Raw genomic sequence first — 26,475 nt, 5'->3', positions numbered from 1 at the left:
GGTGACCAGGCGTTCCTCGCCGTCACCGGGGCCGCGAGGCCGCCCCTGCGGCGGTGCGGGGCGACGGCCTGACAGACTGCGCGGTATGCGCGTCTACCTGGGATCCGACCACGCCGGTTTCGAGCTGAAGGTGCACCTGTTCGGCCACCTCGTCAAGCAGGGGTACGAGGTGGTCGACGTCGGCCCGCACGCCTTCGACCCGGACGACGACTACCCGGCGTTCTGCCTGCACACCGGCGCCCGCGTGGTCGCCGACGCGGGCAGCCTCGGCATCGTCATCGGTGGCTCGGGCAACGGTGAGCAGATCGCCGCCAACAAGGTCGCCGGGGTCCGGGCGGCACTGGCCTGGAACATCGACACCGCGCAGTTGGGTCGCGAGCACAACGACGCCAACGTCGTGGCGGTCGGTGCCCGCCAGCACACCCTGGACGAGGCGACCGCCATCGTCGAGGCGTTCCTCAGCACGTCGTTCTCCGGCAACCCACGGCACTCGCGGCGCATCGACCAGGTCGCCGCGTACGAGCGCAGCGGGGAACTGCCCGCGCTGCCCTGAGCTGCGCGCCGCCGGGCCGACCCCCGGCCGGACCGGGCCGGTGGGGCTCAGCGGCCGGAGCGGGGCAGGTCCTCCCGGGGCACCCAGTTGCGCCGGACGATGTTCACCCTGGCCTCGGCCTCGGCCAGATCCTCGTCGGTGGGTCGGGCGGCGTCCCGGGCCCGCATCGCCGCCAGCGGCCCCACCTGCGAGGACCCGGGGCCGACCAGGTTGCGCAGGCCCCGCTCGCCGTCGCGGTCCTCGGTGGCGGCACCGCCCCGGCGGCGGGGCGGATCCACCCCGTCGGGCCCGCCGGGCGCAGCGGCCTCGCCGTCGGAGGGGGGCCGCAGCCGCCGTCGCCGTCGCTCCACGTCACCCATCAGCCGACCGTACCGCCAGCTCCGCCTCCGCGCCCGCCTCCGCTCCGCTGGCTTGGTGCCGTTGGCGCCGCCCGGCGCGGCCCGCGCAGGTTCTCGGGCGTGCGTTTTCCGCCCGGGCGGGTACGAACATGTTCGGGTGGTCCTCGTCACCCGGTGGTGCGTCGGTCCGGGTCGCCGACGGCTCCGGGGGAGGGCCGGCTTTGCCGGCTGGTTACCCTCGAAGCCGGGGCCGGTCGGTGCCGGAACCGATGTCAGGGGAGGACAAGAGATGGCAGACCAGACACAGCCGTGGGCGGAGCGGACCGTCGAGGTGTCGCCGCAACCGGGTGTCGGGGTGCCGCCGCAGCGCGATGCCTTCCGCCGCGGGGTGGCCTCGGTGGGGCGGCCACGCACCCCGCGTACCGAACAGTTCCCCACCGTGGAGAACGACGGGCACGACGGGGTCTGGTCCGGTGACGTCTCGGCCCCGCGCCGCCCGTTGAGCTGGCACCTGGACCGGTTACGCGTGGGCGGCGAGTGGAGCGCCGCGGGCGGGCTCTTCGCCTTCGTCTGCTGGGGCATCTGGGCCATCTCGGGGCAGGGCAATCTGGGCGCCCCGCTGCTCACCTTCGTGCTGAGCCTGCTCGTCGCCGTCGGCCTGTTCGCGCTCTCCCGGCTGCTCGGCCGGCTGATCCTGGAACGCCAGCTGGGGCGGGTCCGGCGCAGCGCGCGGGGTGCCCACGTAGTGACCGCGCTCTTCCTGGTGGGCCTGGGCGTCGCCTACCTCCAGCAGACCGAATGGGTCATCTCCGCCTGGAGCTGGGTTACCGGCAACTGATCCCCGCCGGCGATCGACCCGGCCGGCCCGGCAGATCGGCCCCGGCCGGTCCGGCAGATCGGCCCCGGCCGGTCCGGCGGGCTCGGCCCGCTCCCTTTGCGGCAGGTCGGGGCAACGATTCGGCCTGAGACCGCAGGATGCCGCACATCGTGTCGATCAACGCGATGTGCGGCATATGGTGTTGATCAAGGCGGGCAGGTCGGCGCTGTGGTGACGTCCGGGCGGGTCGACGCGGAGCCGCCCGCCCGGACGTCGACGTCGCGGCCGCCGCGACTCCGATCGTTCCTCACCAGCTGGCGCTGCTTACCCCGTCCACGAACCTTCATCCGTGCCGACGGGTCACCGGCCGGCGCTGGGCGCACCGTGAGCCGAGCGTGCTGCTGCGGCGGCCGGCCGGAATCAGTGGGTGCCGCCGTGCCCCTCGGCGTCCGCCTTGGGGGAGGCGACCCGGGCCTGCGGGTCCTCGACGCCGGGCTCGCCACCGTCCGGCGCGACCATCCCGTCGTAGTTGTAGACCGTGCCGTCCTCGCCATGCTGCTTCGTGGTCTGGATGTACCGGTGCATCATGCCGTCGATCTCGATTTCCACCAGGGCCTGACCGCCCGAGTCGTGGGTGCTGCCGTCCCGGGGGCCGCCGACGAGGTATGCCTTCGTGTTCGTCTCCATGCCACCAGCCTTACCCCGGCCCAAAGGGCGGAAAACGACCGACCCTGGGCCGGCCGTCGACCCGGTGGCGGCCACGCTCGGCCGGCCGCCGACCCGGTGGCGACCCCGTCCCGGCCGTTCGGCGACCAGGCGGGCGCGTCTGGCGCACCGGACCCGGCGGGGCGTCGTGCCGCCGGCCCGGCACCCCCAGCATGACGGGATGGGTGCGTATCGAGCAGCGTACGAGCGGAGCATCGCCGACCCGATCGGCTTCTGGCGGGACGCGGCGACGGACATCGCCTGGCACCGGCGGCCCGACGGCATCCTCGACGACAGCCGGGCCCCGCTGTACCGCTGGTTCCCCGACGGTGAGCTGAACACCTGCCACAACGCCCTGGACCGGCACGTGGCGGCGGGGCGGGCCGACCAGCCGGCGTTGATTCACGACAGCCCGGTCACCGGCACGGTCCGCACGTACACCTATGCCGAGCTGCGCGACGAGACCGCCCGGTTCGCCGGGGCGCTGCGCCGGCTGGGGGTCGGCCGGGGCGACCGGGTGCTGCTCTACCTGGCGATGGTCCCGGAGGCGGTGATCGCCATGCTGGCCTGCGCGCGGATCGGCGCGGTGCACTCCGTGGTCTTCGGCGGCTTCGCCGCCCACGAGCTGGCGGTACGCATCGACGACGCCCGACCGAAGGTGGTGGTGGCCACCTCGTGCGGGATCGAGGGCGAGCGCGTGGTGCCGTACCAGCCGATTCTCGACGCGGCGCTGGCGGAGGCCGACCACGCCCCCGACCGCTGCGTCGTCGTGCAGCGACCCCAGCATCCCGCGCCGCTGACCCCGGGCCGGGACCTGACCTGGGAGCAGGCCCTCGACGGCGCGGAGCCGGCGGCCTGCGTCCCGGTGGCCGCCACCGACCCGCTCTACGTGCTCTACACCTCCGGCACGACCGGCCGGCCCAAGGGCGTGGTCCGCGACAACGGGGGGCACGCGGTGGCGCTGCACTGGTCGATGGGGAACATCTTCGGCATCGGCCCCGGCGACGTCTTCTGGGCCGCCTCCGACGTCGGCTGGGTGGTCGGCCACTCCTACATCGTGTACGGCCCGCTGCTCGTCGGCGCGACGACCGTGCTCTACGAGGGCAAGCCGGTGGGCACCCCGGACGCGGGGGCGTTCTGGCGGGTGGTGTCGCAGCACCGGGTCACCGCCCTCTTCACCGCGCCCACCGCGATCCGGGCGATCCGCCGCCAGGACCCGGACGGCATGCGGATCGGCCGCTACGACCTGTCCAGCCTGCGGACGCTCTTCCTGGCCGGCGAGCGCCTCGACCCGGACACGTTCGCCTGGGCCGGCGCGCGGCTCGGCGTGCCGGTGGTGGACAACTGGTGGCAGACCGAGACCGGCTGGCCGGTGGCGGCGAACCCGCGCGGGTTGGAGCCGCTGCCGATCAAGGCCGGCTCGCCGTCGGTGCCCGTGCCCGGCTACGACGTGCGGGTGGTCGACGGGCAGGGCGCGGAGGTGCCGCCCGGCACGGACGGGTCGATCGTGCTCCGGCTGCCCCTGCCGCCGGGCTGCCTGCCCACCCTCTGGGGCGACGACGAGCGCTACGTCCGGTCGTACCTGAGCGCCTTTCCCGGCTACTACCTGACCGGCGACGGCGGGCGGTTCGACGACGACGGCTACCTGTACGTGATGGGTCGCACCGACGACGTGATCAACGTGGCCGGGCACCGGCTCTCCACCGGGGCGATGGAGGAGGTGCTGGCCGGGCACCCGGCGGTGGCCGAGTGCGCCGTCATCGGCGTCGCCGACGCGCTGAAAGGCCAGGTGCCCAGCGGGTACGTGGTGCTCAAGGCCGGCGTCGAGATCACCCCGGAGGCCCTGGCCGCCGAGCTGGTCGCCCGGGTGCGGGAGCGGATCGGCCCGGTCGCCGCGTTCCGCCGGGTCGCCGTGGTGCCGGCCCTGCCGAAGACCCGCTCCGGCAAGATCCTGCGCCGGACGATGCGTGCGCTGGTGGAGGGGCGCGACGAGCCCGTCCCGGCCACCATCGACGACCCGGCGACGCTCACGGTCTTCCGCGACCTCGCCGCCACCGACTGAACCCGGCACCTCGGCACCCCGGGCCGCCCAGTCCCGGTGCTGCGGCGCGGTCAGGTCCGGGGGGTGAAGCGGTACAGCACGAAGTCCTCCGCCGCGCCGCAGAGCAGCGCGCTGGTGTTCCACGAGCAGGTCTCGGAGCGGATGTCCCGGGCCTCGCCCAGCTCGTGCGGCCGGGGCGCCCCGACCGCCAGGCCGGCGAGGCTGCGGTTGCCCTCGGCGCTGCTCAGCGGGTCGGCGAAGAGCAGCACGTTGCCGGCGTCCAGCCGGACGGCCACCCCGTCCCGGTCGCGCAGCACCGGCTCGGCCTTCGGCCCGAGCAGCGTCGAGGCCGGCTGCGGGTACTCCCGCCGGACGACCAGGTGCCCGCCCACTCCGAAGAGCTCCGTGGCGCCGGCGGCGGCCTGCCGCCGGGTCTCGACGCCCTCGCCGGCCAGCACCACCTCGGTGGCCTCCCGGTCGCCGGAGGTGGCCTCCAGCAGGCACGCCCGGTGCTGGCCGCAGGCCACCAGCGCCTCGGCCCGCCGGTCGGGGTCCGCGGCGGTGTGCAGCACGGTCGGCTCGGCCGTGCGGGTCAGGTCGTAGGCGAGCAGCCGGTACCGGCTGCCGGTGTTGTCGACCACGTAGAGCCGGTCGTCCCGGGCGGCCACCAGGTCGTACCGGTCGGCCACCTCCGGCCAGCTCCGCAGCACCTGGCCCGTGTTGCGGTCGAGCAGCCGGGCCGAGCGGTCGGCGCCGATCTGCACGAGCCGGTCGTCGGTGCCGCGCCACGGGTCGCGCGGGGTCCCCGTCGGCGAAGGCGGGCCCGTTCGCCGCCGCGCTGGTCTCGACCCGCAGCAGGATGCTGGGGGCGTTGTCCGCGGAGTTCCGCGGGCTGTCGGCGGCCCAGACCGGCGCGCCGTCGCTCATCCGCAGCCCGACCAGGCGCTTGCCCGCGTCGTCGAGCAGCACCGCCACGTCGCGGCCGAAGCTGACCTGGTCGTCGTCGCCGATGGCCCGGCTCCACCGCTGCTGACCGGAGGCGGCGTCGCGGAGCACCACCTCACGCTGGGAGTCGACGCCGGTCGCCTCGGAGTAGGCCGCGACCGCGCCGGGGACCGCGACGATCCGGTCCCAGCGCCGCGCCGGCCCGGTGGTGGGCTCCCGCCACCGCTGCTGGCCGGTCTCGGCGTCGATCGCCGCGATCTCCAGCCGTCCGTCGGGCAGCGGGTACGCCACGTAGCCGGTGTCGCCGAGCAGGGCGGTGAAGGCGCCGGCCGGCCGGTCCGCGCCCGCCGGGACGCGCTGCACCACGGTCAGGGTGTCGAACTCCAAGCCCGGGTACCGGTCCCTGGTGAACCAGAGCGCGGCACCGGCACCCACCCCGGCGAGGGCGAGCACCGCCGCGATCGAGATCCACAGGGCCCGCCGCCGTCGCTTGGGCGGCGGCGGCGCGGGCGTACCGGAGGGAGCGGGCCCGCCCCAGGCGGCACCCGCTGCGGCGGGCACGGTCGCCTCCGTCGCCGGTCCGCCGTCGGCCCGGGTGGGTGCCAGGGTTGCAGCCTCGGCCGGCCCGGGCACGGTCGGCGGCACGTCCACGGCGGTGCCCGCCATCCCCGCCGGCACGGTCGGCGGCACGTCCACGGCGGTGCCCGCCACCCCCGCCGGGAAGCCGGGGGCCGGCCCGGGACCGGCTGCCGCCGGGAAGCCCGAGACCGGAGCCGAGCGTGGGGGCCGGGGCAGCGGCAGGTCCGTCAGCGCCCCCTCGGCCACCGGCAGCTCCGGCTGTTCCAGCACCGTCGGCGCGACGCCCAGCTCGGCGTGCAGCATCCGGGCCACCAGCGGCATCCGGGTCGGGCCGCCGACCAGGAACAGCCCGGCGAGCCGGTCGGGGGTGAGACCGGCGGCGGCGATCACCCGCGCGGTCTCGGCCACGGCGCGGGCCAGCAGCGGGGCGGCCCGCCGCTCCAGGTCGTCGCGGTCGAGCTGCACGACCGCCTGCGACCCCGGTACGACCACCGGCGCGACGGGCGCGCGGGACAGCATCTCCCGGGCCTCCCGGACGCTCTCCCGGAGCAGGTGCCGGTCCCGCCGTTGCGCGGCGTCGTGCGGGCGGGTCAGCCGCGCCCACAGCGCCGGGTCGGTCGCGGAGACCAGCTCGCCGAGCCGGTCGACCAGGGCGGCGTCGAGGTCGAGGCCGCCGAGGTCGGGTACGCCCCCGGTGGCGGTAACGGCGAAGCCGGAGTCGCCCCACGGGTCGGCGCCGGCGTTGCGCAGCACCGCCACGTCGAGGGTGCCGCCGCCCAGGTCGAACACGGCGAGGCAACCGCCGACCGGCACCGGCCGACGCAGCACTTGGGCGTAGTACCGGGCGGCGGCCACCGGCTCGCGCAGCAGCCGGGTGCCGGGCGGGGTGGGGCCGGAGAGGGTGTGCTCGGCGGCCTGCGGCCAGCCCGCCCGCAGCAGCGCGTCGGCGAGCACCTGCCGGCGCTCGTCGTCCCAGGACGCGGGGCAGGTCAGCACCGCCGGGGGCAGGAAGCCGACGGTGGCGACCGCCGCCTGGCCCACCGCGTGCAGGATCGCGGCCAGCAGGTCGGCGGGGGCGTACTCGCGGTCGCCGAGCGACACCGAGGGGGAGTCGACGCGGCGCTTCGGGTTCGGCTCGTACCGGCTCGGGTCGGCCCGCGCGAGGCGTTGGGCGTCCCGCCCGACGTGCAGCCGGCCGTCGGCGTCGGCGTACACCCCGGAGGGGATCACCGGCTGCCCGTCGAGCAGCAGCGGCCGGGTCCGCCCGTCCGGCCACCGGAGCACGGCCACGGTGTTGGACGTGCCGAGGTCGACGCCGAGGGCGTACCCCTCGTGCTGGCCTGCCATCTGCCGCTACCTCCGCCGGGACGAGGGGGATTACGGCCCGCATCGTACGCAGCCGGATCACCCACCCCCGACGCTCCACCCTCCCGGGGGGGGGTGAGGGTCGCGTCGATTGTCAATTGTCTGTCGAGACGTTGTCTGTATTAATGGCCGGACGAGTGGCCGGCGTTTCCGCTCGGCGTGCCCTTCGGGCCGATTCGGCGGGCGATTGTGTCGGCAGGTCGTCCGCGGCCGGCGGAACCCGTCGGCGTGCGGGCTGTCGGGGCATTCGCCGGACCGGCCGGGGGAGCTGCGGGGGGCCGGTGGCGCAGAAATGGAAAAGGCCCCGGCCGGGTCTGGATCCGCAGGCGTTCCGCGCCTAGGTTTGACGCCGAGGGCGGCGTCGGGGCCGATTCGCTCCGCGGATTCGCCCGGCAGGTTCCATTCCCGCCACCTGTTTGGCCCTCTACGCCAGATGTCCTTCTCAGCGCCGCCGCAGTTCGTCCAACATGGCACTTTCAGCGCGCTCGTTCGGACCGGAGGAATCGCCATGCCTGTTCCCACCCCGCACGCCATCGTGGTGGTGGATATCGAGGGCTTCGGCCGGCGCAGCAACCCGATGCAGGCGTCGCTGCGCACCGCCATGTACGAGGTCGTCCAGAACGCATTCGCCGACGTCAACCTGAGTTGGGGCGACGTCTTCCCCCAGGATCGGGGGGACGGGATCCTGATGCTCGTTCCGGCCAGCGTGTCGACCGTCGTCCTGGCCGGCGACCTCGTGCGCGCCCTCGACGCCGGGCTGCGCGAGAAGGCGAGGATCTTCACGCAGGCGCACGCGATGCGTTTCCGGGTCGCCCTGCACCAGGGGCTCTGCCAGCCTGACGGCAAGGGGTGGGTGGGCGAGGCGATCAACACCGCGAGTCGACTGGTCGACGCCCAGCCCCTGCGCCTCGCCCTGGCCGCGGCGCCCCGGGCGACCCTGGCCTTCGTGGTCTCCGACGAGATCCACCGCAGCGTCATCCGGCACGACTACCGCTTCATCGACTCGTCCACGTTCGCCTCGACCCGGATCGACATGAAGGAACTGCGCGGGGAGCGGGTGTGGATCCAGGTGCCGGGCTACCCGCATCCGCCGGGCCTGCCGGACGAGGAGCCGGAGCCGGACCGCCCGGTCGACGGCGACGGCGACGACGGCGACGACGGCGACGGCGACGACGGCGATGATGGGGACGATGGCCCCGGGTCCGCTCCGTTGCCGGGCCCCGACCAGCCGCCGCCGCCCGCGCCGCCGGGGCAGAGCGGCGGGATCAACATCCACAACTCGGACGTCCGGGTGCGCGGTAACCAGGCCGGCCGGGACATGTACGTGGACGGCCGGGCAAAGCGGGGCCGCCGATGACCGCCCCGGTGGCGTCGGCGGGCCAGCCGGCGACCGGGGCGCCGTCGGGGCCGGCAGGCGGCGCGGGGGCGGTCCCGTCCGCACCCGCCGGCAAAGGGCCCGCCGGTAGCCCTCCGGACCAGCCCGGCGCCGTCGCGCCCGCGCCCCCCGACGGCAGCGCCGGCGCTCCCGGCGGTGCGGAGCCGCCCGGCGGGTCGGCGGCCGGCTCGGCCGACGCCGACTACATGACGCCGACCACCCTCGACGCGCAGGACAATTCCCTCGGCCCGTCCACTGTCACCAACGGTGCGAGACGGCAGGACAACCTGCAACGCTCCTCGCGGTTCGTGATCGGCGGCGACCAGGTCGGCCGGGACAAGTTCGTGGTCATGCTCGGCGACCAGGAACCGGCCCCGTTGCAGCGGTTGTCCCCGCTGCTGGCTAAGCCCGTCCGACACGCCTTCGTGGAGCCGGACGACTGGCCGAGGGTGCGCAGCGCGTACGCCGACAAGCGCATCGTGATCCTGCGGGCCGCTCCCGGTCAGGGCAAGGTCACCGCGGCCATCCGGTTGCTGCAGGCGCCGTCGGACCGGCGGATCTTCAACCTGGACCGCAACGTCGACCTGCGTCAGCTGGCCCACTGGCTGAACGCGGATACGGACTCCACCGACCCCCTGCCGCGCGGCGCGGGCTTCCTGTTGTGCGAGCCGGCCGGCTGGGGCGACGTCCAGGGCTGGATGCTGCAGCAACTGGACGACGTCCTCGCCGGCATCGACGCCCGCCTGGTGCTGACGATCGGCTCCGACGCGGTGCTCGCCGACCAGGACCTGCTGGACCACGTGATCGACCTGCCGCCGGCGCCCGACCACGCGCGGGTGCTCGCCAGCCATCTGCGCTGGCGCCTGGGCGGCGACGCCGGGGGCGGCGACGCGGAGGAACGAGCCGACCGGATCCTCGCCGACGACGCGTTGCGGGCGTACATCGAGGAGGTGTTCACCGCCGGGGCGCCGCGCAAGCGGGCGGCGGACCTGGCCCTGGTGATCAGCCAGGAACTCGACGGCGACACGGTGGACGTCGCCCGGCTGCGCGACCGGATGGCCGAGCGGCACACCGAGGACTTCGACATCTGGTTCGGTGGCCTGCCGGACGTGCCGTCCCGCTGCCTGGCGATCACGTTGGCGGTGCTCAACGGCCTGCCGTACGAGGTGGTCGTGCGCGCCGCCCGGGCGCTGGCGGAGCGGCTCGACGGCCCGCCCGAGGCCGGCGGGGGCCAGCAGAAGCCCCGGGCGCCCTGGCGTGATCCGTTCGGGCTGACCCGCCGCGAGCGCGAGCGGCTGCTGCGCGCCCGCACCCGGCAGGTCACGTCCCGCGGCCCCTGGGGGCCGGTCCAGGTCGAGGCGCTGGAGTACGTGGACGACGGCTACGCCGGCATGGTGCTGGAACACGTGTGGCGTCAGTACCAGCTCCACGACGACCTGCTCGGCTGGCTCGTGGAACTGGCCGACGACCGAGCCTCGGAGGAGATGCGGGTCTGGGCCGGCACGGCCCTCGGGCTGCTGTCGACGTACGCGTTCGACGTCGTCTGGACCAGGGCGCTGGCGCCGATGGCGGAGCACGACCGGCGGTACTGGCTGCGCGAGGTGGTCGCGTACGCCCTGCGGGTGCCGGCCGCCGACGGGCGGCTGCGTCCGCTGGTGGAGAACCTGGTGGCGTCGCTCTACGCCAACCGGACCCTACCCCTCGGCCAGGCGACCGCCGCCCGGGTGTACGGGGTGAGCCTGGGCCCGTTCGACGCCGGCCGGGCGCTGGCCGCCCTCGACCGGCTGGCGATGATCGACGACGTCCGGATCGCCAACGGCATCGGCGACAGCCTCGCCGATCTGCTGCTGCAGGACCAGGAGCGCAACGCCCCGCTGGTGCTCAGCCACATCACCGCCTGGCTCAACGACCGTCGGCGCAATGTGGCCGGGCAGTACGTCTTCCTCCGGCTGGCCGACTCGCTCACCGCAGAGGTCGAGGTCGCCGGCGCCCCGGCGGGCGGCGGCCCGCATCGGCCCTCGGTGTCCTGGCCGACGTTGCTGATGCTGGCCGACCAGCATCCGCGACTGCGCGTCGTGCTGGTCGGCATGTGGCAGCAGGTGATGAACGCCGGCACCTTCACCAACCTGACCGAGCGGGTGCTGGCGAGTTGGGCCGGGCTGGCCGAGGCGGACCAGGGTGTCCGGCTCGCCTTCGGCCGCATGCTCGCCGACGTGGCCACGCGCAGCGACCGGAGCCGCCAACTCGTCAAGCGCGTCGTCGCCGGCTGGCGGGCGACGGACAACCTGCGCCCCCAACCGCTGACGGCGTACGCGGTGGAGGCCGAACTCTCCTCAGGAAGGAACCCGCGGTGACCAGTCCGTTGCCCCTGATCGTCAGCGAGACCCCGGTGTCCCGGGGGTTGCTCGCCGTGACCACCCCGACCACGCCGTCCCGCGCCGTCGTCTACGCCACGGCCGGCGGCGAGATCGCCTCCTTCGGTGGCCGCCCGATGCGCTGGTCGCAGCAGGCGCTCTCGCCGTACCGGACCCGCTACGACGTCGACATCAGCGACCACCGGCGCAGCGCGGAGCTGCGCAGCAGCCCGCTGCCGTCCCAGGGGGACATCTACTTCTTCGTCGCCCGCGTCGACGTGGGTTTCCGGGTCCACGACCCCGAGGAGATCGTGCGGCGCAACGTGCGTGACGCCATGCCGATCGTCTACGGGGCCCTGATCGACCGCTTCACCGCGATCACCCGGTCCTTCTCCGTCGAGGAGTCGGCAAAGGCCGAGGAGGCGATCCGGCGCAAGTTCGGCAGCGGCTGGGTCCTGCCGGAGGGCATCACCATCTTCGCCCTCTCGCCCCGACTGCTGCCCGACGCCGAGGCCAGCCGGTACCTGCGCGACAAGGTGGCCGCCACGCGCGAGTTGGAGGTCGACCGGGCCCGGCACCAGGTGCGGGTCCAGCAGGCCCAGCACCAGGGGCAGCTCGATCAGCTCACCCAGCGCCAGCAGCTCCAGGCGGCGCGTACCGAGCTGGCCGAGCTGGGCGACCGCCCGCTCACCCCCGCGGAGCTGATCCGTCTGCACCTGGCGCGCAACCCGCAGGACACGACGCTGGCGATGCAGCTGCTCGCGCAGCACGAGCAGGCCCTGCGCCAACACCAGGACGCGCACAACGAGCGTTCCATGGATCTGTTCCGCTTCATGGTCGACAAGGACCTCATCCTGGCGGCGGACGTGGAACCGATGCTCGCCGGCACCTTGGAACGCCTCGGCATGTCCGGCACGCGGCCGGCGCCGCTGACCGCCTCGGCGTCGACCTGGACGCAGCCGTCGGTGCTGCCGGGCCCGAAGCAGACGGCGGGCGGGGGCGCCGCGCGCGACGCGGACGGCAAGCCCTCGGCGATCGTCCTGGAGCAGGAGCCCGGCAGCCGGGTCTGGAAGCCCGCCGACGGCGTCCAGCCGGTGTACGTGATGGTCGACGAGTCCAGGGATGTCGGGCAGTACATCGGCGATCTCAGCGCCGGCGTGCACGCCCTGCACGACGCGCTGGTGCACGCCCCCGACGTCGCGCCGGCGATCCGGCTCTCGGTGCTCGGCTACGCCGACGAGGTGGCCAACCGGCTGCCCCTGGAGATGGTGTCGCCGGGAAGCCAGTCCCCGTGGTTGACCGCGCGCGGGCCGGCCAGCTACGCCAACGCCTTCGAGACGCTGCTCGACAACATCGGCCACGACATCGAGGCGCTCAAGGCGCAGCAGCCGAAGGTGCGTCGTCCGATCGTCTTCTTCCTCAGCGGCAGCGAGCCGTACGACCACCCGGCCTGGGTCAGCCCGTACCGCCGCCTGGTCGACCGCGCCACCCAGCGCTACGCGCCGAACATCGTCGCCTGCGGCATCGGCGCCGCCTCGCCGGGGCTGATTGCCGCGATCGCCACCGACCCCCGGTTCGGCTTCGTGATGGCACCCGGCACCGACGTGCCCACGGCGATCGAGCAGTACTGGCAGGCCCTGACCCAGAGCATCCTCGGCTCCGGTCGCGCCCTCATCGAGGGCTCTGCGGAGCTGGTGATCGACCAACCCGCCGGGTTCCGGCTCGCCAGCGAACTGGTCTGAACACCCCGTGCCACGGGGGAGCGACACATCCGGCGCAGCCGGAGAGAGTGAGGTTGACATGGGCGGCAACAGGGGCAATCTCCTGCCGGTCTACGTGATGGCCGACGAGTCCGGCTCGATGACGGGGGTGATGGGTCAACTGAACGACGGGCTGAGGTCGCTGCACGAGGCGCTGCTCGGCGAGCCGATGGCCGCGGCCAAGGTCCGCTTCTCGGTGCTGGGCTTCTCCGACACGGTGCTGGAGCACCTGCGGCTGGCCGACCTCCGCCGGGAGGACGAGATGCCGCTGCTCACGCCTCGGAACGTCACCAACTACGGGGCCGCGTTCGAGGACCTGGCCCGGCGCATCCCGGCGAACGTGGACGCGCTGAAGGGCGAGGGCTTCACGGTGCACCGCCCGGCGGTGTTCTTCCTCAGCGACGGGCAGCCCAGCTATGACGGGTGGCACGACGCGCACCGCAGGCTCACCGACCGCTCGGTGACCCGGGGGGCGCCGAACATCATCGCCTGCGGCATCGGTGCCGCGGAAGCCGCCACGATCCGGCAGGTGGCGACCCGGGAGGAGTACGGCTTCATCGCGGAGGCCGGCGTCGAGGTGGGTGCCGCCATCGCCACCTTCTGCACGGCGCTGACCAAGAGCATCGTGGAATCGGGACGGTCGCTGGGCTCGGACCAGCCGGAGCTGGTGGTGCAGCGCCCGGAGGGCTTCCGCATGGCGATCGACGTGGTGTGACGTGCGACGATTCTGGATCTGGTTCAGATTGATGAGCGACGACGAAGAGGCCCGGGGCCCCGGGGCCGGTCAGGTGGGCGACGGGCCGGCGCACGGCGGGCACGGCCGAACGGCCGTCGCGCACGGCTCGGCCCCGGTGCTGTACCGGCCCGCCGAGCCGCCTGCCCCCACCCCGTACCTCGACCGGCACCCGGCCCCCGCCCCCTACCTCGACGACCGGCACCCGGCCGCCGAGGGCGGGTACCGGGTGGCGGACGACCGACGCAGGGCCTCCGCCGGCCCGTCTCGGGGCGGGGCCGGGTCGACCGAACCGTCACCGGGGCGGGCGGACGGCGCCGAGCCGCCCGGCGTCCGGTCCGCGCCGGTGTCTCCGGAGCGCACGCGGCCGGAGCATTCCGGGCAGCCCGCCAACGGCGGCGCGGCCCAGCAGCCGGAGCGTCCCCGGCCGAGCCCTTGGCCGAGGAGGGAGGCCCCGGAGCCGGGGCACCGGCGGGCAGTCCCCCCGCCGTCCGGGCGCACGGCACCGACGTGGAACCCGCAGGTGCTCGGCACGCCCACGGTGGACTTCGAACCGCGTCCCCCGGCGTCCGCGTCGTACCGGCCCGACGTCGTGGCGGACGGCTGGTCGACCCGGGACTTCGTGGTGCGCGCCGCCTCCGTCCGTGGCTACGCCCACCGGCACCGGGGGACTCCCCGGCAGGACGACATCTCGGTGGCGGTGCACCAGCCCTCCGGGGCGGTCGTGTTCGCCGTCGCCGACGGCGTATCCGAGGCCCGGCAGTCGCACATCGGCGCCACGGGGGTGTGCCGGGCCGCGGTGGGGGCGATCCTGGCCGACCTCGACGCGACGGGCTGGGTCGACTGGCAGAACGTGGTGCAGCAGGCCGCCTGGCAGTTGGTCGAGCAGGCGCGGGTGGTGCTGGAGTTGGCCGAGCTCGACCAGGCCGCCGCCGAGAAGGCGATGGCCACCACCCTGGTGGCTGGGATGGTGCTGCCCGGCGGCCCCACCGTCTCGCTGATCCAGGTCGGCGACAGCAGTGCCTGGGTCTTGCGGGGCCGGTCGTACCGGTGCCTGCTGGACACCAAGGTCCGCACCGACGAGGCGGTCGTCTCCTCGGCGGTCACCGCCCTGCCCAGAGTCCCCCGGGTAACGCCGCGCACCGGCCAGCTCGGGCCGGACGAGGTGCTGCTGGTGGGGACGGACGGCTTCGGTGATCCCCTCGGGGACGGCGAGGGTGAGGTGGGTTCCTTTTTCGCCACCCGGTTGAGCAGCCCCCAGCCGCCGCTGGAATTCGCGTACAGCCTCGACTTCTCCCGCGAGACCTATGACGACGACCGGACCCTGCTGGCCGTCTGGCCACGGCTGGCGAAGTGAGGAAGGGGCCGACGGGCGACGGGGCAGCGCCGGAGATCGACATCACGGTCCTGGGGCGGCTGACCCAGATCGGAAAGGGCGGGCAGGGTCGGGTCCACACTACGGACGCCGTGCGGATCAACCGGGAATGGCCGGTGGTCTTCAAGGAGTACGAGCCCTCGGTGCTCGCCCAGCTCGACGTGGGGCAGTTGCGGCGCATGGTGGCGTTCGTACCGCAGCTGGACGCCGAGACCGGGCGCTGGCTCTGCGAGCGGGCCGCCTGGCCGGCGGCTCTGGTCACCCGGGGGCCGGCGGTCTGCGGCTTCCTCATGCGCCGGATCCCGGAGGACTTCGAGTTCGCGCCGTCCGGGGCCGTACGCCGGCCCGCCGGCTTCCAGTTCCTGCTGAACCCGGACGACTACCTGGCCCGCATCGCCGTGCCGATCGACGACGAGGGCCGGCTCAGACTCCTGGCCGACCTGGCGGGGACGCTGACCCGGCTGCACCGCCTGGGCGTCGTGGTGGGTGACCTGTCGCCGAACAACCTGCTCTTCCACCTGGGCGACCAACCGCGCTGCTTCTTCATCGACTGCGACGCGATGCGGCTCAGGGGCGGCTCGGTGCTCGACCAGACGGAGACCCCGGACTGGGAGGTGCCGAGGGCGGGCGGGGAACCCCTGGCCACCCCGGCCACCGACGCGTACAAGTTCGGCCTGCTGGCGGTCCGCCTGTTTGCCCGCGACCAGAGCAGTCGGGATCCGTCCGTGCTGTCGGCGGTCTCCACGGAGCTGGCGCAGCTGGCCCGGCGGAGCCTCGCCGTCGACCCGGCGGACCGTCCGAGCCCGGCGGAGTGGATGGCGGCCCTGGCCGCCGCGACCGCCGTCTGCGACGGTGGTGCCCCTGGGCCGGCTCCGGTCGCTTCTTCGCGGCCGGCGCCCGCCACCTCCGCCGCGACCGCCACCGGGAAGCCCGTCCCAGGGGTGGGCACGGTGCTGGTGACCCTGGCCCTGATAGTTTTCGTCGTCTATCTCTGTAGTGAGTACTGGTGAGTTCCGCCGCCGATCGCCGCGGCCCGGCCGTTTTCGCCGGGCGACGACTGGCTCTGCCGTCCTACCATGGCCACGCCGAGTGCGGGTGGTCGCGTCGGCGGAGAGGTCGGGCATGGTGCCGGTACACCGCAGGACGCCGTTCTGGTACGCCCTGAGCGAGGAGCGGCGTGCGGAGCTGCGCGGCCTCGGCGTGCTGCGCGGCTATCCCGCGGAGGCCGTGCTCGTCCACGAGCGGGACGACAGCGACTTCGTCATCGTCCTGCTGGACGGCTGCGTCAAGGTCAGCGCCGACGCCCGCCGGGGCTACCAGGCGATTCTCGCGCTGCGTGACGCCGGTGATCTCGTCGGCGAACTGGCGGGGGTCGACGGAGGCGGCCGGTCGGCCACGTTGACGGCGCTGACGCCGGTGGAGGCGCTGGTCGTGCCCGTCGACCGGTTCCGGGCCTTCCTGAAGGGCTGTCCCGAGGCGGCCGAGATCGTGCAGCGGATGGTCTCGTCACGCTTGCGGGAGGCGGACCGGCAACGGGCCGCCACCGGGGCGGAGTCCGTCGCGCAGCGGCTCGCCGTGCTGCTGCTGGACCTCGGCCGGCGCTACGGCGTCCGCGAGGACGGGGGCGGGGTGCTGATCGAGCTCCCGCTGTCCCAGTCGGACCTGGCCGGCCTGTTGCTGACCTCCCAACGCACCCTCGTGCGGACCCTGGAGAAGTGGCGGGCCGCGGGCTGGGTGGTCACCGGGCGGCGCAGCATGCTGATCACTCCGGCCGGTCGCGTCGCGCTGACCGCGCAGTCACGGATTCAGATGTCGAGGTAGGACAGTTTCGGCGCTCCGTACTGCTCGGCCAGCGGCGTCCAGAGCGCGACGAACCGCTTCTTCGCCGCGGTGGCGAGCTTCGACCGACGGTCGCCCTCGTCACGGTCCGCGCCCGTCATCGCCGACGACTCGCAGCCGGAGCGGGCCACGGCGCGGGCCCACCGGGCGTACGCGTCGTCGGCCGCGGCGGAGTGGGTCAGCGCGGACACCAGCGCGTTCAGCAGTGCCGCACCGTTGCGCAGCCGGTCGGTGCGCAGGCCGCGTGCCTGCTCCAGGGTCGTTCGCCGACCCTCGCCGGCCTCGTCGAAGTCGGCGGCGGCGCCGGAAAGGCCGGTACACCGGATGACCTTCTGCACGGCCGGCGCGATCCGGCGGCGGTCCCGGCCGGAGAGGGCGAGCAGGTCGGCGACCCGCTCCGCCTGCTCGGCGGCGCTCGAGGCCTCGGCTGCGGCGCTGCTCTGCGTCGTGCCGCCCGCGCCGGGGATCTCGATGCTGTCCCACCACGGGGCGCACGCCCCCAGCCGGGGCACCACGCAGAGCAGGAACACCCCGACCAGCGCGATCTTGAAGATGGTGCCCAATCTCGATCGCGCCGGACCGCTCGGGCCCGCCGGGCGCGGAGCTACCGGGGCCGGCTGGGGGCGCCCGACGGGCCGCGTCGGCCCGGCCGGTCGGGTCACCCCGGGCGCGGTGGTGGCCCGGTTCGGCGGTCGGGGCCCGCCGGGGGCGGAGGGCCAGGAGGGTTTCGCGCCGGAGGTGCTGGTCGCCGTCGTCGTTCCGGCGGATTTCGTGGCGCTCGGCGACTTCCGCGCCGCGGCGATCGCCCGATCCAACGGAGCCAACCACTGCGCGGGGGCCGGCCGGCCGCCTGAATCGGCGGAGAGGCCCCGCTCGGCGAGTCCGCGCACCTCGGCGCCGACCCGGCCCAGCGGCCCGACGTCGCGGGTCGTCTGGTCGCCGGCGAAGAGGCGGACGCAGAGCAGGGCGAACTTGTACGAGTCGCTGGACACCGAGGCCAACTGTTCGCCGGCGGCGCGCGGCACCTCCCAGTCGATGGTCTCCACCTGAGGCAGGACCGACACCCCGCGCAGCCGCATGGTGTCGCAGTCGATGAAGAAGCAGCGCGGCCGGGTGGTGCGACTGAACAGCAGGTTGTTGGGGGAGAGGTCGCCGACGAAGAGGTCCAGCCGGTGGAACGCGTCGAGGGCGGCGGCGGTGTCCCGCAGGAGCTCCAACTGGAACACGTCGTCGACGGGCAGGTCCCGCGCGGTCCGGTACGCGTCGTCGTTGAGTAGCAGTTGCACCTGGGCGATCTTGTCGTCGACATACCGGTTGGGCAGCCGCAACCGCGTCTTGAAGGCGGGCGGCACCTGACGCATGAGGAAGCCGGACAACCGTCCGCCGCGTTCGACCACGGCGGTGGGCCACGCCACCCGATCCAGAAGCTCACGTGCCTGGTCGGCGGGCAACTGCCCGGGAAAGCGCGCCATCGCCTCCAGGGCCGCCCGGTCCACGGATCGCAGCGCGTCGGCGTTGTATTCCTTGTAGGCGGCCGGCCAGCCGTCGCCGACGTGCACATCCGGTACGGCGTGGACACTTCCCTGGCCGCCGGAGCCAAGATTCTTCAGCGGGCCGAACGATTCGGCGCGAATGGGGCCGGGGTCAGCAGTAGGAATGGCTCTTCCTCCTCCGTCTTCCGGAACCTCATTTGTTTGTAGCGCCGTCGTCGGTGGGCGAGAAGGCCAACTGGCGTGCCACCCGGGAACGGCGGTGATCAGCCGGTGAACGCCCCGAGGGCACCCGCGAGGACGATCACCAGGATGGCACCGGCGGTGAACCGGATTCCCCAGTCGAGGTGTCGGTACTTGCGCCGGGCGACCAGGCTGTTCGCCCAGACCTGGCCGGCCACCTGTCGACGTAGCCTTTCGTGGTCGGTGACCAGCTCGGCGAACTCCTCGACGAAGGCCGACTCCCGGGCCTCGAATCCGGTGGCGACGTGGTGGAAGTGCAGCAGGGAGCGCTCTTGACCGGTCACCGTGGAGCGGGGTGCGACGGCGATGATGTTGCACGTGAGGCTGCCGGCGAGGAGCCCGGTCGCGACCAGCAGCAGAGCGGTCACGAGCGGCTGACGGTCGAAGAGATCCGGCGTCTGGAAGCGCAGCGTGATCAGCCCGATCAGGGCGCCGTTCAGCGTCAGTATCAGGCTGGCTTTCGTGTCTGCGTGCCGCAGCCATTCATTGGTGTTCTGCAGTGCTCGCCACGGATCCTCGTGTTCCACTTGCTCAGGCTAAGGGAGCGCGGCCGGCTCTCGACAGGTCGTCCGAGCCACTTGTCTCATTGACCACCCAGGGCGAACCGATGCCGATGCCTCGGCCATTTTCGGCCGATCAATTGCGGACCGACTGGCGGGTCGCTTCGCCGGGAAGTGGGCTTGCGCGGGGTCGCGGTTCGCCGGAGGTGGGCCCGCGCGGGGCAATGCTCCTCGGGCGGGCCCGGCGGCCGGGCCAGCGGACGACGATGCCCCCGTCGACCCGCCGGTGCGGGCGGGTCGACGGGGGCATCGGTGCGGATGTCGGGGAGAGCCGCGCGGGCCCCGAAGGGCGGTGCGGTCAGAAGTTGACGGTGACCCCGGCCGCCTTGCAGGCGGTGGTGATCTCCTTGCCGGCCTTCTCGAAGGCGGGGTTGTCGGCGGCGGCGCCCGGGTCCGCGGCGGTCGCCGCCTTCTCGGCCTCCGCGCCGAACGCCTTCAGAGCGGTGGCCACCTTGCTGTCGCCGCCCTCGGCGGCCAGGGCGTCCATCTCGTTCTTCATGTCGACCAGGATCTTCTTGTACGTGGCGGGCTTGATGTCGCCGCCGTCGGCCTGCAGGGCGGAGAGGAACTCCCCCTTCATCTGGTCCCCGGCCTTCTTGGCCGACTCGCAGAGCTTCTTGTCGCTGGTGCCGCCGCCCGCGGGCGCCGACGGGGCCGCAGACTCGGCGGGGGCGCTCGACGAGGTGGTCGTCGAGGCCGACGGCGCGGAGCCGGCCGTGGTGGTGCTCTCGTCCTCGCCGCAGGCGGCGAGGCCCAGCAGGGAGGCACAGATCAGGGCGGTAGTGGCAATACGAATGGACTTCACGGGCGGGCACGCTAGCCGATGCCGCGCATTTCGATCAACTCGGATTGATCGCGTCACTCCACGTAGGCCGGTCGGAGTCACTCCACGTAGGCCAGTTGCACGAGGGTGGTGCGCCGGCCGCGACGCACCAGCCGCCCCCGGCCGGGCGGCTGCACGGACAGCGGGGTCTGCGGCCAGAGCTGGCCCTCCTGCCGCTCGCCGGAGAGCAGCAACCCGGCGCAGCCGACCTCCTTCATCCGCTGCGGCACCGGCTCGTGGATGGCCCGCCCGGCGCCCCCGCTGCGCCGGGCCAGCACCAGGTGGAAGCCGAGGTCCTTCGACTGCGGCAGGAACTCCAGGAACGGCGCCAGCGGCCCGGCGCCGCCGCCGGAGAGCAGGTCGTAGTCGTCGCAGAGTACGACGATCTCCGGCCCCTGCCACCACGACCGGTTGCGCAGCTGCTCGACGGTCAGCGTGTCCGGCGGCATCCGTCGGCGCACCTCGCCGGCGACGCCCTGCACCAGGCCCTGGGCGGCGGTCGCGGTGCCGGCGTACGCGCCGAGGTAGGCGTCGGGGACCGCGTCGAGCAGCGTGCGCCGCAGGTCGACGACCGCGAAGACCACCTGGTCGTCGGTGAACTGCGCGGTCAGGTCCCGGACCAGCAACCGCAGCAGGGAGGTCTTGCCGCTGGCCGAGTCACCGAAGACGAGCAGGTGCGGGTCGGTGCCGAAGAGGTCGAGCGCGGTGGGGCGCAGCTCGGCCTCGTCGAGCCCGAGCCGGACCCGCCCGTCGGCCGGGAATCCGTCGGTGACCTCGGCGTAGTCGATCATGGTGGGCAGCATCCGGATCGCCGGGGCCACCGGCCCGGTCCAGGCCGCCGCCACCCGGGCGACCAGATCGTCGAGCCCCTTCGCCAGCGTGCCCACGTCGTCGCTGCCGTCGATGCGCGGCAGCGCGACGTGCGCCATCAGGGCGTCCTGGGTCAGGCAGCGCCCCGGGGTGTCGGCACGCAGGTTCTCGGCGGCCTTCCGCTTGATCGTCGAGTCCAGCGGGTCGTTCAACCGGAACTCGACCTTCGACCCGATCACCGCCTGGAGCTGCATCCGCAGGTCCGACCAGCGACCGGCGGTCAACACCAGGTGTACGGCGTAGCCGAGCCCCCGGGCGCCGATGTCCTGCACCAGGTCGGCCAGATCCTCGAACTCGGTCTTCAGCACCGGATAGTTGTCGATCACCAGCACCACGTCGGCGGCCGGCAGCTCGGGCAGCCGACCCTCCCGGTGCATCCGCCGCATGGTGTCGATCGAGTCGATGCCCCGGGCGGCGAAGAGCTCCTCCCGCTCGGCCATCAGCATGCTGACCTCGGTCACCGTCCGGCGGATCCGGTCCGGGTCCAGCCGGCCGGCCACCCCGCCGACGTGCGGCAGCCCGGCCAACGCGCCCAGCGCCCCGCCGCCGACGTCGACGCAGTAGAACGCGATGTCCTGCGGGGTGTGGGTCAGCGCCGCGCCGGCCACCAGGCTGCGCAACAGGGTCGACTTGCCGGTCTGCGGCGCCCCCAGCACACAGACGTGCCCGCCGCCGCCGGCGAGGTCCAGCACGAACGGCTCCTGCCGCTGCTCGGTGGGGCGGTCGAGCAGGCCGACCGGGATCCGCAGCCGCCCGCGCCGTTGCACGGGGGCCACCAGCCCGTACGCCGGGTCGGTCTCCAGCGGGCCGGTGACCGCGTCCAGCGGCAGCGTGGCCGGCAGCGGCGGCAGCCAGATCCGGTGCGCCTGCCGCCCGTGCTCGCGCAGCCGGCCGACCACCACGTCCAGGGTGCTCGGGGCGGCGATGCTCTCCTCGTCGTCGGCGCTCTCCGGCGTTGCCGTCGTCAACGGCTTCGGCAGGTGCCGGGCCACGTTGTAGAGCAGGAAGACCGTCGGGTCGGGCGCGGCGTCGACGATCTCCTCGCCGGCCGGCGGCCGGTACGTGCCGGAGACGTACGCCGCCTTGAAGCGCTCGAAGACCGTGGTGTCGACCTTCAGGTAGCCCGAGCCGGGCAGCGGCGGCAGCCGGTACGCGTCGGGCACCCCCAGGACCGTGCGGCTCTCCTGCTCGTTGAAGGTGCGCAACCCCAGCCGGTACGACAGGAACGACTCCAACCCGCGCAGCCGCCCCTCCTCCAGCCGCTGCGAGGCGAGCAGCTGGTGGATCCCGATGGACCGGCCGATCCGGCCGATGGCGATGAAGAGCTCGATGAAGTCCGGCTTGGCGGTCAGCAGCTCGCTGAACTCGTCGATGATCACCATGAGGTTGGGCAGCGGCGGCAACGACCGGCCCGCGTCGCGCCGCCGGTTGTACTCGGTGACGTTGGCCAGCTGACCGGCGTCGAGCAGGATCTGCTGGCGGCGCTTCATCTCCCCCTGGATCGCGTCGTGCAGGCGGTCCACCAGCCCCGCGTCGTCGGAGAGGTTCGAGATCATCGCCGAGGTGTGCGGCAGGTGCTCCAGCCCGGCGAAGGTGGCCCCGCCCTTGTAGTCGACCAGCACCAGGCTCAGCCGCTCGGGCGGGTGGGTCATCGCCAGGGTGAGCACCAGCGTGCGCAGCACCTCGGACTTGCCGGAGCCGGTCGCGCCGACGCAGAGCCCGTGCGGGCCCATGCCGCCCAGCGCCGCCTCCTTGATGTCCAGGTGCGCCGGGTTGCCGTCCGGGCCCACGCCGAACGGCACGTTGAGGAAGTCCGGCAGCAACCGGGGCGCCCAGAGCGTGGCCACGTCGTAGCTGGCCTCGTCGACGATGCCGAGCAGGCCACGCAGGTCGACGGTGGCCTCCAGCGGGGCGTCGTCCGCCGCGTCGGCGACCAGCCGCAGCGGCGAGATCCGCCGGGCCAGCAGCGCCATCTCCGCCAGGTCGAGCCGGTCGACCGTGCCGCTGGGCGCGCCGCGCAGCCGCTCCCGCCCGGCCCGGATCTCCGTGGCCCGGCCGGCGGCGACCTTCCGCAGGTCCTGCACGGTGACCCGGTCGCCCTCGCAGCGCACCCGCACGTCCACGTGGGACGGCTCGAACTGCTGGTCGTCGACGAGCACGACCACCGCCATGCCCAGGTCGTCGGGGTGCAGGCCGGCGTCGAGGTGGCCGAGCGGGTCCGCCCGCCCGGCGGAGACCTGGTCGACCACCACGACCAGCCGGCTGCCCCGGAACCGGTGCTGCGGGTCGCCGAGGCGGCGGGCCCGGTTGACCTCGCCGACGCGCCGGGACAGCTTCGCGGCCAGCAGCACCGACAGCGCCGCCGGGTCGGCGGCCACCAGCCGCTGCGGGGCCGGGCCGTCGTACTCGCTGGGGTGCAGGCAGTGCGGCAGCCACTTCAGCCAGTCGAACTCCGGCCCGGCGGTGCCGCCGAGCAGCCAGGCCAGGCGTACGTCGTCCGGGGCGTGCAGGGTGGCGAGCTGCGCCACCAGCACCCGGACCAGGTTGCGGGTGTCGGCCGGGCTGCCGACCACCGAGACCACGCCGGTGACCGGCACCGCGACCGGCATGTCGTCGAGCAGCCGGTCCCGGTCGACCAGCAGCCGGGCGGCGGCGAGGGTGACCGGGTCCAGCTCGACCAGCGGGTTGTGCTCGTCGGCCTGGAGGTTCACCCGACGCCAGAGGCGATCCTGGCCGTGGCCGACCCGCAACACCAGGAAGTCCGGGTCGGCCGGCCGCCGCTCCCATCGCCGGTGCGGGTCGCGCAGCACCTCAGTCAGCACCTCCGGGGCGGGGTGCCGGTGCCGGGCCGCCGCCCGCTGGGTGGCCGCGTCCGCCCGGATCTGGTCGCGCACCCGGTCGATGTGCTCCAGGTAGCGCTGCCGCTGCCGGGCGAAGCGGCGGGCCGCCCCGGTGCGCTGGTTGACGAAGGCCACGATCCCGCCGACGACGGTGGCGATCAACATGCCGAGCCCCGCGATCATCATGATCGGGTTCTGGTTGGCCACCATCATGAGCAACATGCCGGCACCGCCCATCATGGGCAGGAAGACCTGCATGACCCCGGCGAAGCCACCCCCGCCGTCGGGCAGCGCCGGTGGCGAGACCACCTCGATGGCGGTCGACTCCGGCTCCGGTGGTGGGACCCGGGCCGGTCGGTGGATCACCCGCTGCGTCATCGCGACCCCTCCCGGGCCGGGCCGCTGGCCGCCTCGGCCAGGTGACCGGTAGTGCTCCGACTGCCTAGAGTAGTACCGACCGACACACTGAGCCGACCGCTCGGGGACGGAGGGTCATGGCAACCCGATTCACCCGGGTCACGGTGGTGGCCGGCGGGCGCAGCCTCGACATCAGCCTGCCGGCGGCCCGACCGGTGCTGGAGTTCGTGCCGCAGATGTGCGAGCTGCTCTCGCTCGCCCCCGAGGCGGCCGGCCGTTGGCGACTCTCCACGGTGGGCGCGGGCGGGCTGGACCCGCACCGGTCGCTGGACGAGGCCGGCGTCATCGACGCCGACACGCTCTACCTCACCCCGCCCGAGCAGGCCGCCCTGCCGCCGCTCGTCGACGACGTGGTCGACGAGGTGCAGGCCACCCTGGACGGTGACGGCAGCGAGTGGCGCGACACCGCCCGGATGACGGGCTGCGCCGCGCTGGCCGGGGTGGTGGTGCTGGTCCTCACGTACGCGCTGACCACCATGCCGGTGCCGCCGGCCGCCGCCCCGGTCCTGTTCCTCGCGGTGGCCGCCCTGGCGGTGCTGGCCGGCCGGCTGCTCGGCGCGACCGGCGGGACGCTGCTGCTCGGCGCGGCGGTGCCCGCCTGGGCGGTCGCGGCAGCGGCGGTGGCCGGCGCGGCCGGCTGGCCGGACCAGGCCGGTGCCACCGCCGCCGCGCTCGGCGCCGGCATCGGCGTCACCCTGCTCGTCCTGGCCGGTGAGCGGTGGTACGGCGCGGCGGCCGGCGGTCTGGCGGTGACGGTCCTCGGCGGCCTCGGCACCGCGCTGCTCGCCGCCGGGCTCGACGCGGGGCACGTGGCGGCGGTGGGCGCGGTCGTGGTCGTCTTCGCGGTGGGGCTGGCCCCGCAGCTCGCCCTCAGCTCGGCCGGCCTGGTGGACCTGCTGCGCCGGCAGGAGGAGAGCCAGTGGGTCGGCCGGCACCTCGTCGCGGAGGCGGTCCGCCGGGGCCAGAGCGTGCTCTCCGGTGCCGTGGCCGGCGTGGCCCTGGCCGCCACCGCCGCCTGCGTGGTGCTGCTGACCGGGCCGTCCCGCGTCGGCGCGCTGCTCGGTGGGGTGCTGGGGCTGGTCTTCGCGCTGCGGTCGCGGGTCTTCACCCGGCTGGGCCAGGTGCTGCCCATGCTCGTCCCGCCGGTGGTGGCGGCCACCGTGGCGGTGCTCGGCGCGGTCCGCCTCGCGGGCACCGCCGAGGTCTTCGCGGCGTGGTCGACCGTCCTCGGTGGCCTGGCGGTGGCGGCGGTGGTGCTCTGGGCCGGCCGGCCCCGACTCGACGACGTCGGTGCCGCCCGGCTGCGTCAACTCTTCGACTTCGCCGAGGTGGTCGCCGTGGTCAGCCTGGTCCCGCTGGTGATCGCGGTCTTCGGCGGCTTCGACTGGGCGTCCGGCTGAGCCGTAGCCGGAGTTTCCGGCTGAGCCTCCGGCTGAGTTTCCGGCTGAGCCGCCGCTTGGGCCGCCGCTTGGGCCGCCGCTTGGGCCGCCGGACCCAACGACCGTGGGCGGCGTTGCTCGGCCAGCAGTCCGCCGATCGTGGTGATCGCCCAGACCGCCACCAGCAGCAGGGCGCCCACCACCAGGCTCCCGATCACCGCCGCGTAGGGGCGGCGCAGCTCACGCGGGCCGCGCCGGGACCCGTGCAGCAGCGCGGCCCTGGCGGTGGCGGTGCGCAGCGCGTGCGCCTCCACCACCACCCGGTCCCGGCCGTCAGCCACCGCCGCAACCCTGTTCCGCCGCGCCGCCGCGACCCTGTTCCGCCGCGTCGTGCGGGCCGGTCGGCGTCCCGCCGTCGGCCTCGGTCGGGGTCGCGCCGTCGGCATCGGCCGGGGTGATGCTGCGGCCCACGGCGACGATCACGTCGGTGAGAACCTGGTCCATCTCGGGATGCGGCGTGGCCGCGCTCAACACGGCCGTCCAGGTGGTGCCGGGCAGGGGTAGGAAGAGCTGCAGCACCGTGGAGCGGACCCGGGCCAGGCCGCCCGGCGGCACCGTGGAGGCCACGTCGCGGTGCAGCAGCCCCGGCCCGGCCGGGGCTTCGACCTCCTCCACCGTGCCGGTGCGCGGCAGGGTCTGCCGGACCAGGGCGAGACCGGCCGGCTGGGGCGCGGAGTCGAACCAGCCCAGGTGCAGCCCGGCGCTGCCGACCGCACCGGTGGAGAGCCGCCCCAACTGCACCAGGCTCAGCGCCGCACCGGCGCGTTGACAGTCGGCGACGAGCTGCTCGACGAAGTCCAGCACCGCCCGGCGTTCGGCGGCGCGCAGCCGCCGCCCGAGGAACCTGTCGTCGACCAGCCGGGCGGCGCTGCGCTGCCAGGACTCCGGGTTGGTGTCGAGCAGCGCCCAGTCCGACGGGATTCCGATGAGCCAGGCGAAGCCCGGGTGCGGGGCGTGCGGGTTGAGCTTCAGGTCGTGCGCGGGGAGCGGATCGAGCACCGGGACGTCACCCAT

20 protein-coding genes and 1 pseudogene are annotated in these 26,475 nt (G+C 74.2%); 11 read left to right on the top strand and 10 right to left on the bottom strand.

Annotation, left to right across the window (positions count from 1 at the left end; translation table 11 throughout):
- Positions 1–85: 85 nt before the first annotated feature.
- Entirely contained in the window at positions 86–553 is a 468-nt protein-coding gene (locus tag ACLQ2V_RS18635) for a ribose-5-phosphate isomerase (RefSeq protein ID WP_425719786.1), read from the top strand.
- 47 nt (positions 554–600) lie between these two features.
- Here the strand turns inward: ACLQ2V_RS18635 and ACLQ2V_RS18630 are convergent, their stop codons facing one another.
- Positions 601–912, bottom strand: coding sequence for a hypothetical protein (locus ACLQ2V_RS18630; RefSeq protein ID WP_425719785.1), 312 nt, complete (start codon positions 910–912; stop codon positions 601–603).
- Between the two features lie 268 nt (positions 913–1,180).
- On the opposite strand from ACLQ2V_RS18630, the gene ACLQ2V_RS18625 reads away from it, so the two are divergent.
- The gene (locus ACLQ2V_RS18625; RefSeq protein WP_425719784.1) at positions 1,181–1,729 is read left to right on the top strand and encodes a hypothetical protein; all 549 of its coding nucleotides are present in this window, start codon (positions 1,181–1,183) and stop codon (positions 1,727–1,729) included.
- Between the two features lie 399 nt (positions 1,730–2,128).
- Here the strand turns inward: ACLQ2V_RS18625 and ACLQ2V_RS18620 are convergent, their stop codons facing one another.
- Positions 2,129–2,395 carry a hypothetical protein gene (locus ACLQ2V_RS18620; RefSeq protein ID WP_425719783.1) on the bottom strand — a complete coding sequence of 89 codons (267 nt, stop codon included), beginning with the start codon at positions 2,393–2,395 and terminating at the stop codon, positions 2,129–2,131.
- A 199-nt stretch (positions 2,396–2,594) separates the two neighbouring features.
- Between ACLQ2V_RS18620 and ACLQ2V_RS18615 the strand changes: the two genes are divergently transcribed.
- The gene (locus ACLQ2V_RS18615; RefSeq protein ID WP_425719782.1) at positions 2,595–4,475 is read left to right on the top strand and encodes a propionyl-CoA synthetase; all 1,881 of its coding nucleotides are present in this window, start codon (positions 2,595–2,597) and stop codon (positions 4,473–4,475) included.
- A gap of 50 nt (positions 4,476–4,525) precedes the next feature.
- Here the strand turns inward: ACLQ2V_RS18615 and ACLQ2V_RS18610 are convergent, their stop codons facing one another.
- Both ACLQ2V_RS18610 and ACLQ2V_RS18605 read right to left on the bottom strand, forming a co-directional pair.
- Positions 4,526–5,218: a hypothetical protein gene (locus ACLQ2V_RS18610; protein WP_425719781.1), complete on the bottom strand. Its 693-nt coding sequence runs from the start codon at positions 5,216–5,218 to the stop codon at positions 4,526–4,528.
- 196 nt (positions 5,219–5,414) lie between these two features.
- Positions 5,415–7,325: pseudogene (locus ACLQ2V_RS18605) on the bottom strand (Hsp70 family protein); the annotation flags it as partial.
- Between the two features lie 526 nt (positions 7,326–7,851).
- On the opposite strand from ACLQ2V_RS18605, the gene ACLQ2V_RS18600 reads away from it, so the two are divergent.
- The 7 genes from ACLQ2V_RS18600 to ACLQ2V_RS18570 all read left to right on the top strand — a co-directional run bounded on the left by ACLQ2V_RS18600 (position 7,852) and on the right by ACLQ2V_RS18570 (position 16,761).
- A complete protein-coding gene (locus tag ACLQ2V_RS18600) occupies positions 7,852–8,700 on the top strand; it encodes a hypothetical protein (RefSeq protein WP_425719780.1) in 849 nt (282 codons plus the stop codon).
- A complete protein-coding gene (locus ACLQ2V_RS18595) occupies positions 8,697–11,072 on the top strand; it encodes a collagen-like triple helix repeat-containing protein (RefSeq protein WP_425719779.1) in 2,376 nt (791 codons plus the stop codon). The genes ACLQ2V_RS18600 and ACLQ2V_RS18595 overlap by 4 nt, the downstream gene beginning before the upstream one ends.
- Complete coding sequence (locus ACLQ2V_RS18590; RefSeq protein ID WP_425719778.1) at positions 11,069–12,814, top strand: hypothetical protein; 1,746 nt, start codon at positions 11,069–11,071, stop codon at positions 12,812–12,814. Before ACLQ2V_RS18595 ends, ACLQ2V_RS18590 begins: the two co-directional genes overlap by 4 nt.
- 58 nt (positions 12,815–12,872) lie before the next feature.
- Complete coding sequence (locus ACLQ2V_RS18585; protein WP_425719777.1) at positions 12,873–13,547, top strand: vWA domain-containing protein; 675 nt, start codon at positions 12,873–12,875, stop codon at positions 13,545–13,547.
- Positions 13,548–13,578: 31 nt separating this feature from the next.
- Positions 13,579–14,922, top strand: coding sequence for a protein phosphatase 2C domain-containing protein (locus tag ACLQ2V_RS18580; protein ID WP_425719776.1), 1,344 nt, complete (start codon positions 13,579–13,581; stop codon positions 14,920–14,922).
- Positions 14,919–15,950, top strand: a complete 1,032-nt coding sequence (locus ACLQ2V_RS18575) for a lipopolysaccharide kinase InaA family protein (RefSeq protein ID WP_425719775.1) — start codon at positions 14,919–14,921, stop codon at positions 15,948–15,950. The genes ACLQ2V_RS18580 and ACLQ2V_RS18575 overlap by 4 nt, the downstream gene beginning before the upstream one ends.
- 112 nt (positions 15,951–16,062) lie before the next feature.
- Positions 16,063–16,761, top strand: a complete 699-nt coding sequence (locus ACLQ2V_RS18570) for a Crp/Fnr family transcriptional regulator (protein WP_425719774.1) — start codon at positions 16,063–16,065, stop codon at positions 16,759–16,761.
- Here the strand turns inward: ACLQ2V_RS18570 and ACLQ2V_RS18565 are convergent.
- The 4 genes from ACLQ2V_RS18565 to eccCa form a co-directional block, all read right to left on the bottom strand.
- Positions 16,746–18,338 carry a hypothetical protein gene (locus ACLQ2V_RS18565; RefSeq protein ID WP_425719773.1) on the bottom strand — a complete coding sequence of 531 codons (1,593 nt, stop codon included), beginning with the start codon at positions 18,336–18,338 and terminating at the stop codon, positions 16,746–16,748. The two genes, ACLQ2V_RS18570 and ACLQ2V_RS18565, sit on opposite strands and share 16 nt — an antisense overlap.
- A gap of 197 nt (positions 18,339–18,535) precedes the next feature.
- Positions 18,536–19,039 carry a Pycsar system effector family protein gene (locus ACLQ2V_RS18560; protein ID WP_425719772.1) on the bottom strand — a complete coding sequence of 168 codons (504 nt, stop codon included), beginning with the start codon at positions 19,037–19,039 and terminating at the stop codon, positions 18,536–18,538.
- Positions 19,040–19,370: 331 nt separating this feature from the next.
- Complete coding sequence (locus ACLQ2V_RS18555) at positions 19,371–19,877, bottom strand: hypothetical protein (protein ID WP_425719771.1); 507 nt, start codon at positions 19,875–19,877, stop codon at positions 19,371–19,373.
- Positions 19,878–19,954: 77 nt separating this feature from the next.
- Entirely contained in the window at positions 19,955–23,983 is a 4,029-nt protein-coding gene (eccCa, locus tag ACLQ2V_RS18550) for a type VII secretion protein EccCa (protein ID WP_425719770.1), read from the bottom strand.
- 116 nt (positions 23,984–24,099) lie between these two features.
- On the opposite strand from eccCa, the gene eccD reads away from it, so the two are divergent.
- The gene (gene eccD / locus ACLQ2V_RS18545; protein ID WP_425719769.1) at positions 24,100–25,422 is read left to right on the top strand and encodes a type VII secretion integral membrane protein EccD; all 1,323 of its coding nucleotides are present in this window, start codon (positions 24,100–24,102) and stop codon (positions 25,420–25,422) included.
- On the opposite strand, the gene ACLQ2V_RS18540 is transcribed toward eccD, so the two are convergent.
- Positions 25,329–25,742 carry a hypothetical protein gene (locus ACLQ2V_RS18540; protein WP_425719768.1) on the bottom strand — a complete coding sequence of 138 codons (414 nt, stop codon included), beginning with the start codon at positions 25,740–25,742 and terminating at the stop codon, positions 25,329–25,331. The genes eccD and ACLQ2V_RS18540 overlap by 94 nt on opposite strands.
- Positions 25,735–26,475, bottom strand: a complete 741-nt coding sequence (locus tag ACLQ2V_RS18535; RefSeq protein WP_425719767.1) for a hypothetical protein — start codon at positions 26,473–26,475, stop codon at positions 25,735–25,737. The genes ACLQ2V_RS18540 and ACLQ2V_RS18535 overlap by 8 nt, the downstream gene beginning before the upstream one ends.

The sequence above is a fragment of the Micromonospora sp. DT233 genome, assembly GCF_049841815.1.
Classification (GTDB): domain Bacteria; phylum Actinomycetota; class Actinomycetes; order Mycobacteriales; family Micromonosporaceae; genus Micromonospora.
The sequence above is the reverse complement of the archived record's forward strand: the minus strand, read 5'-3'. Positions and strand labels throughout refer to the sequence as shown.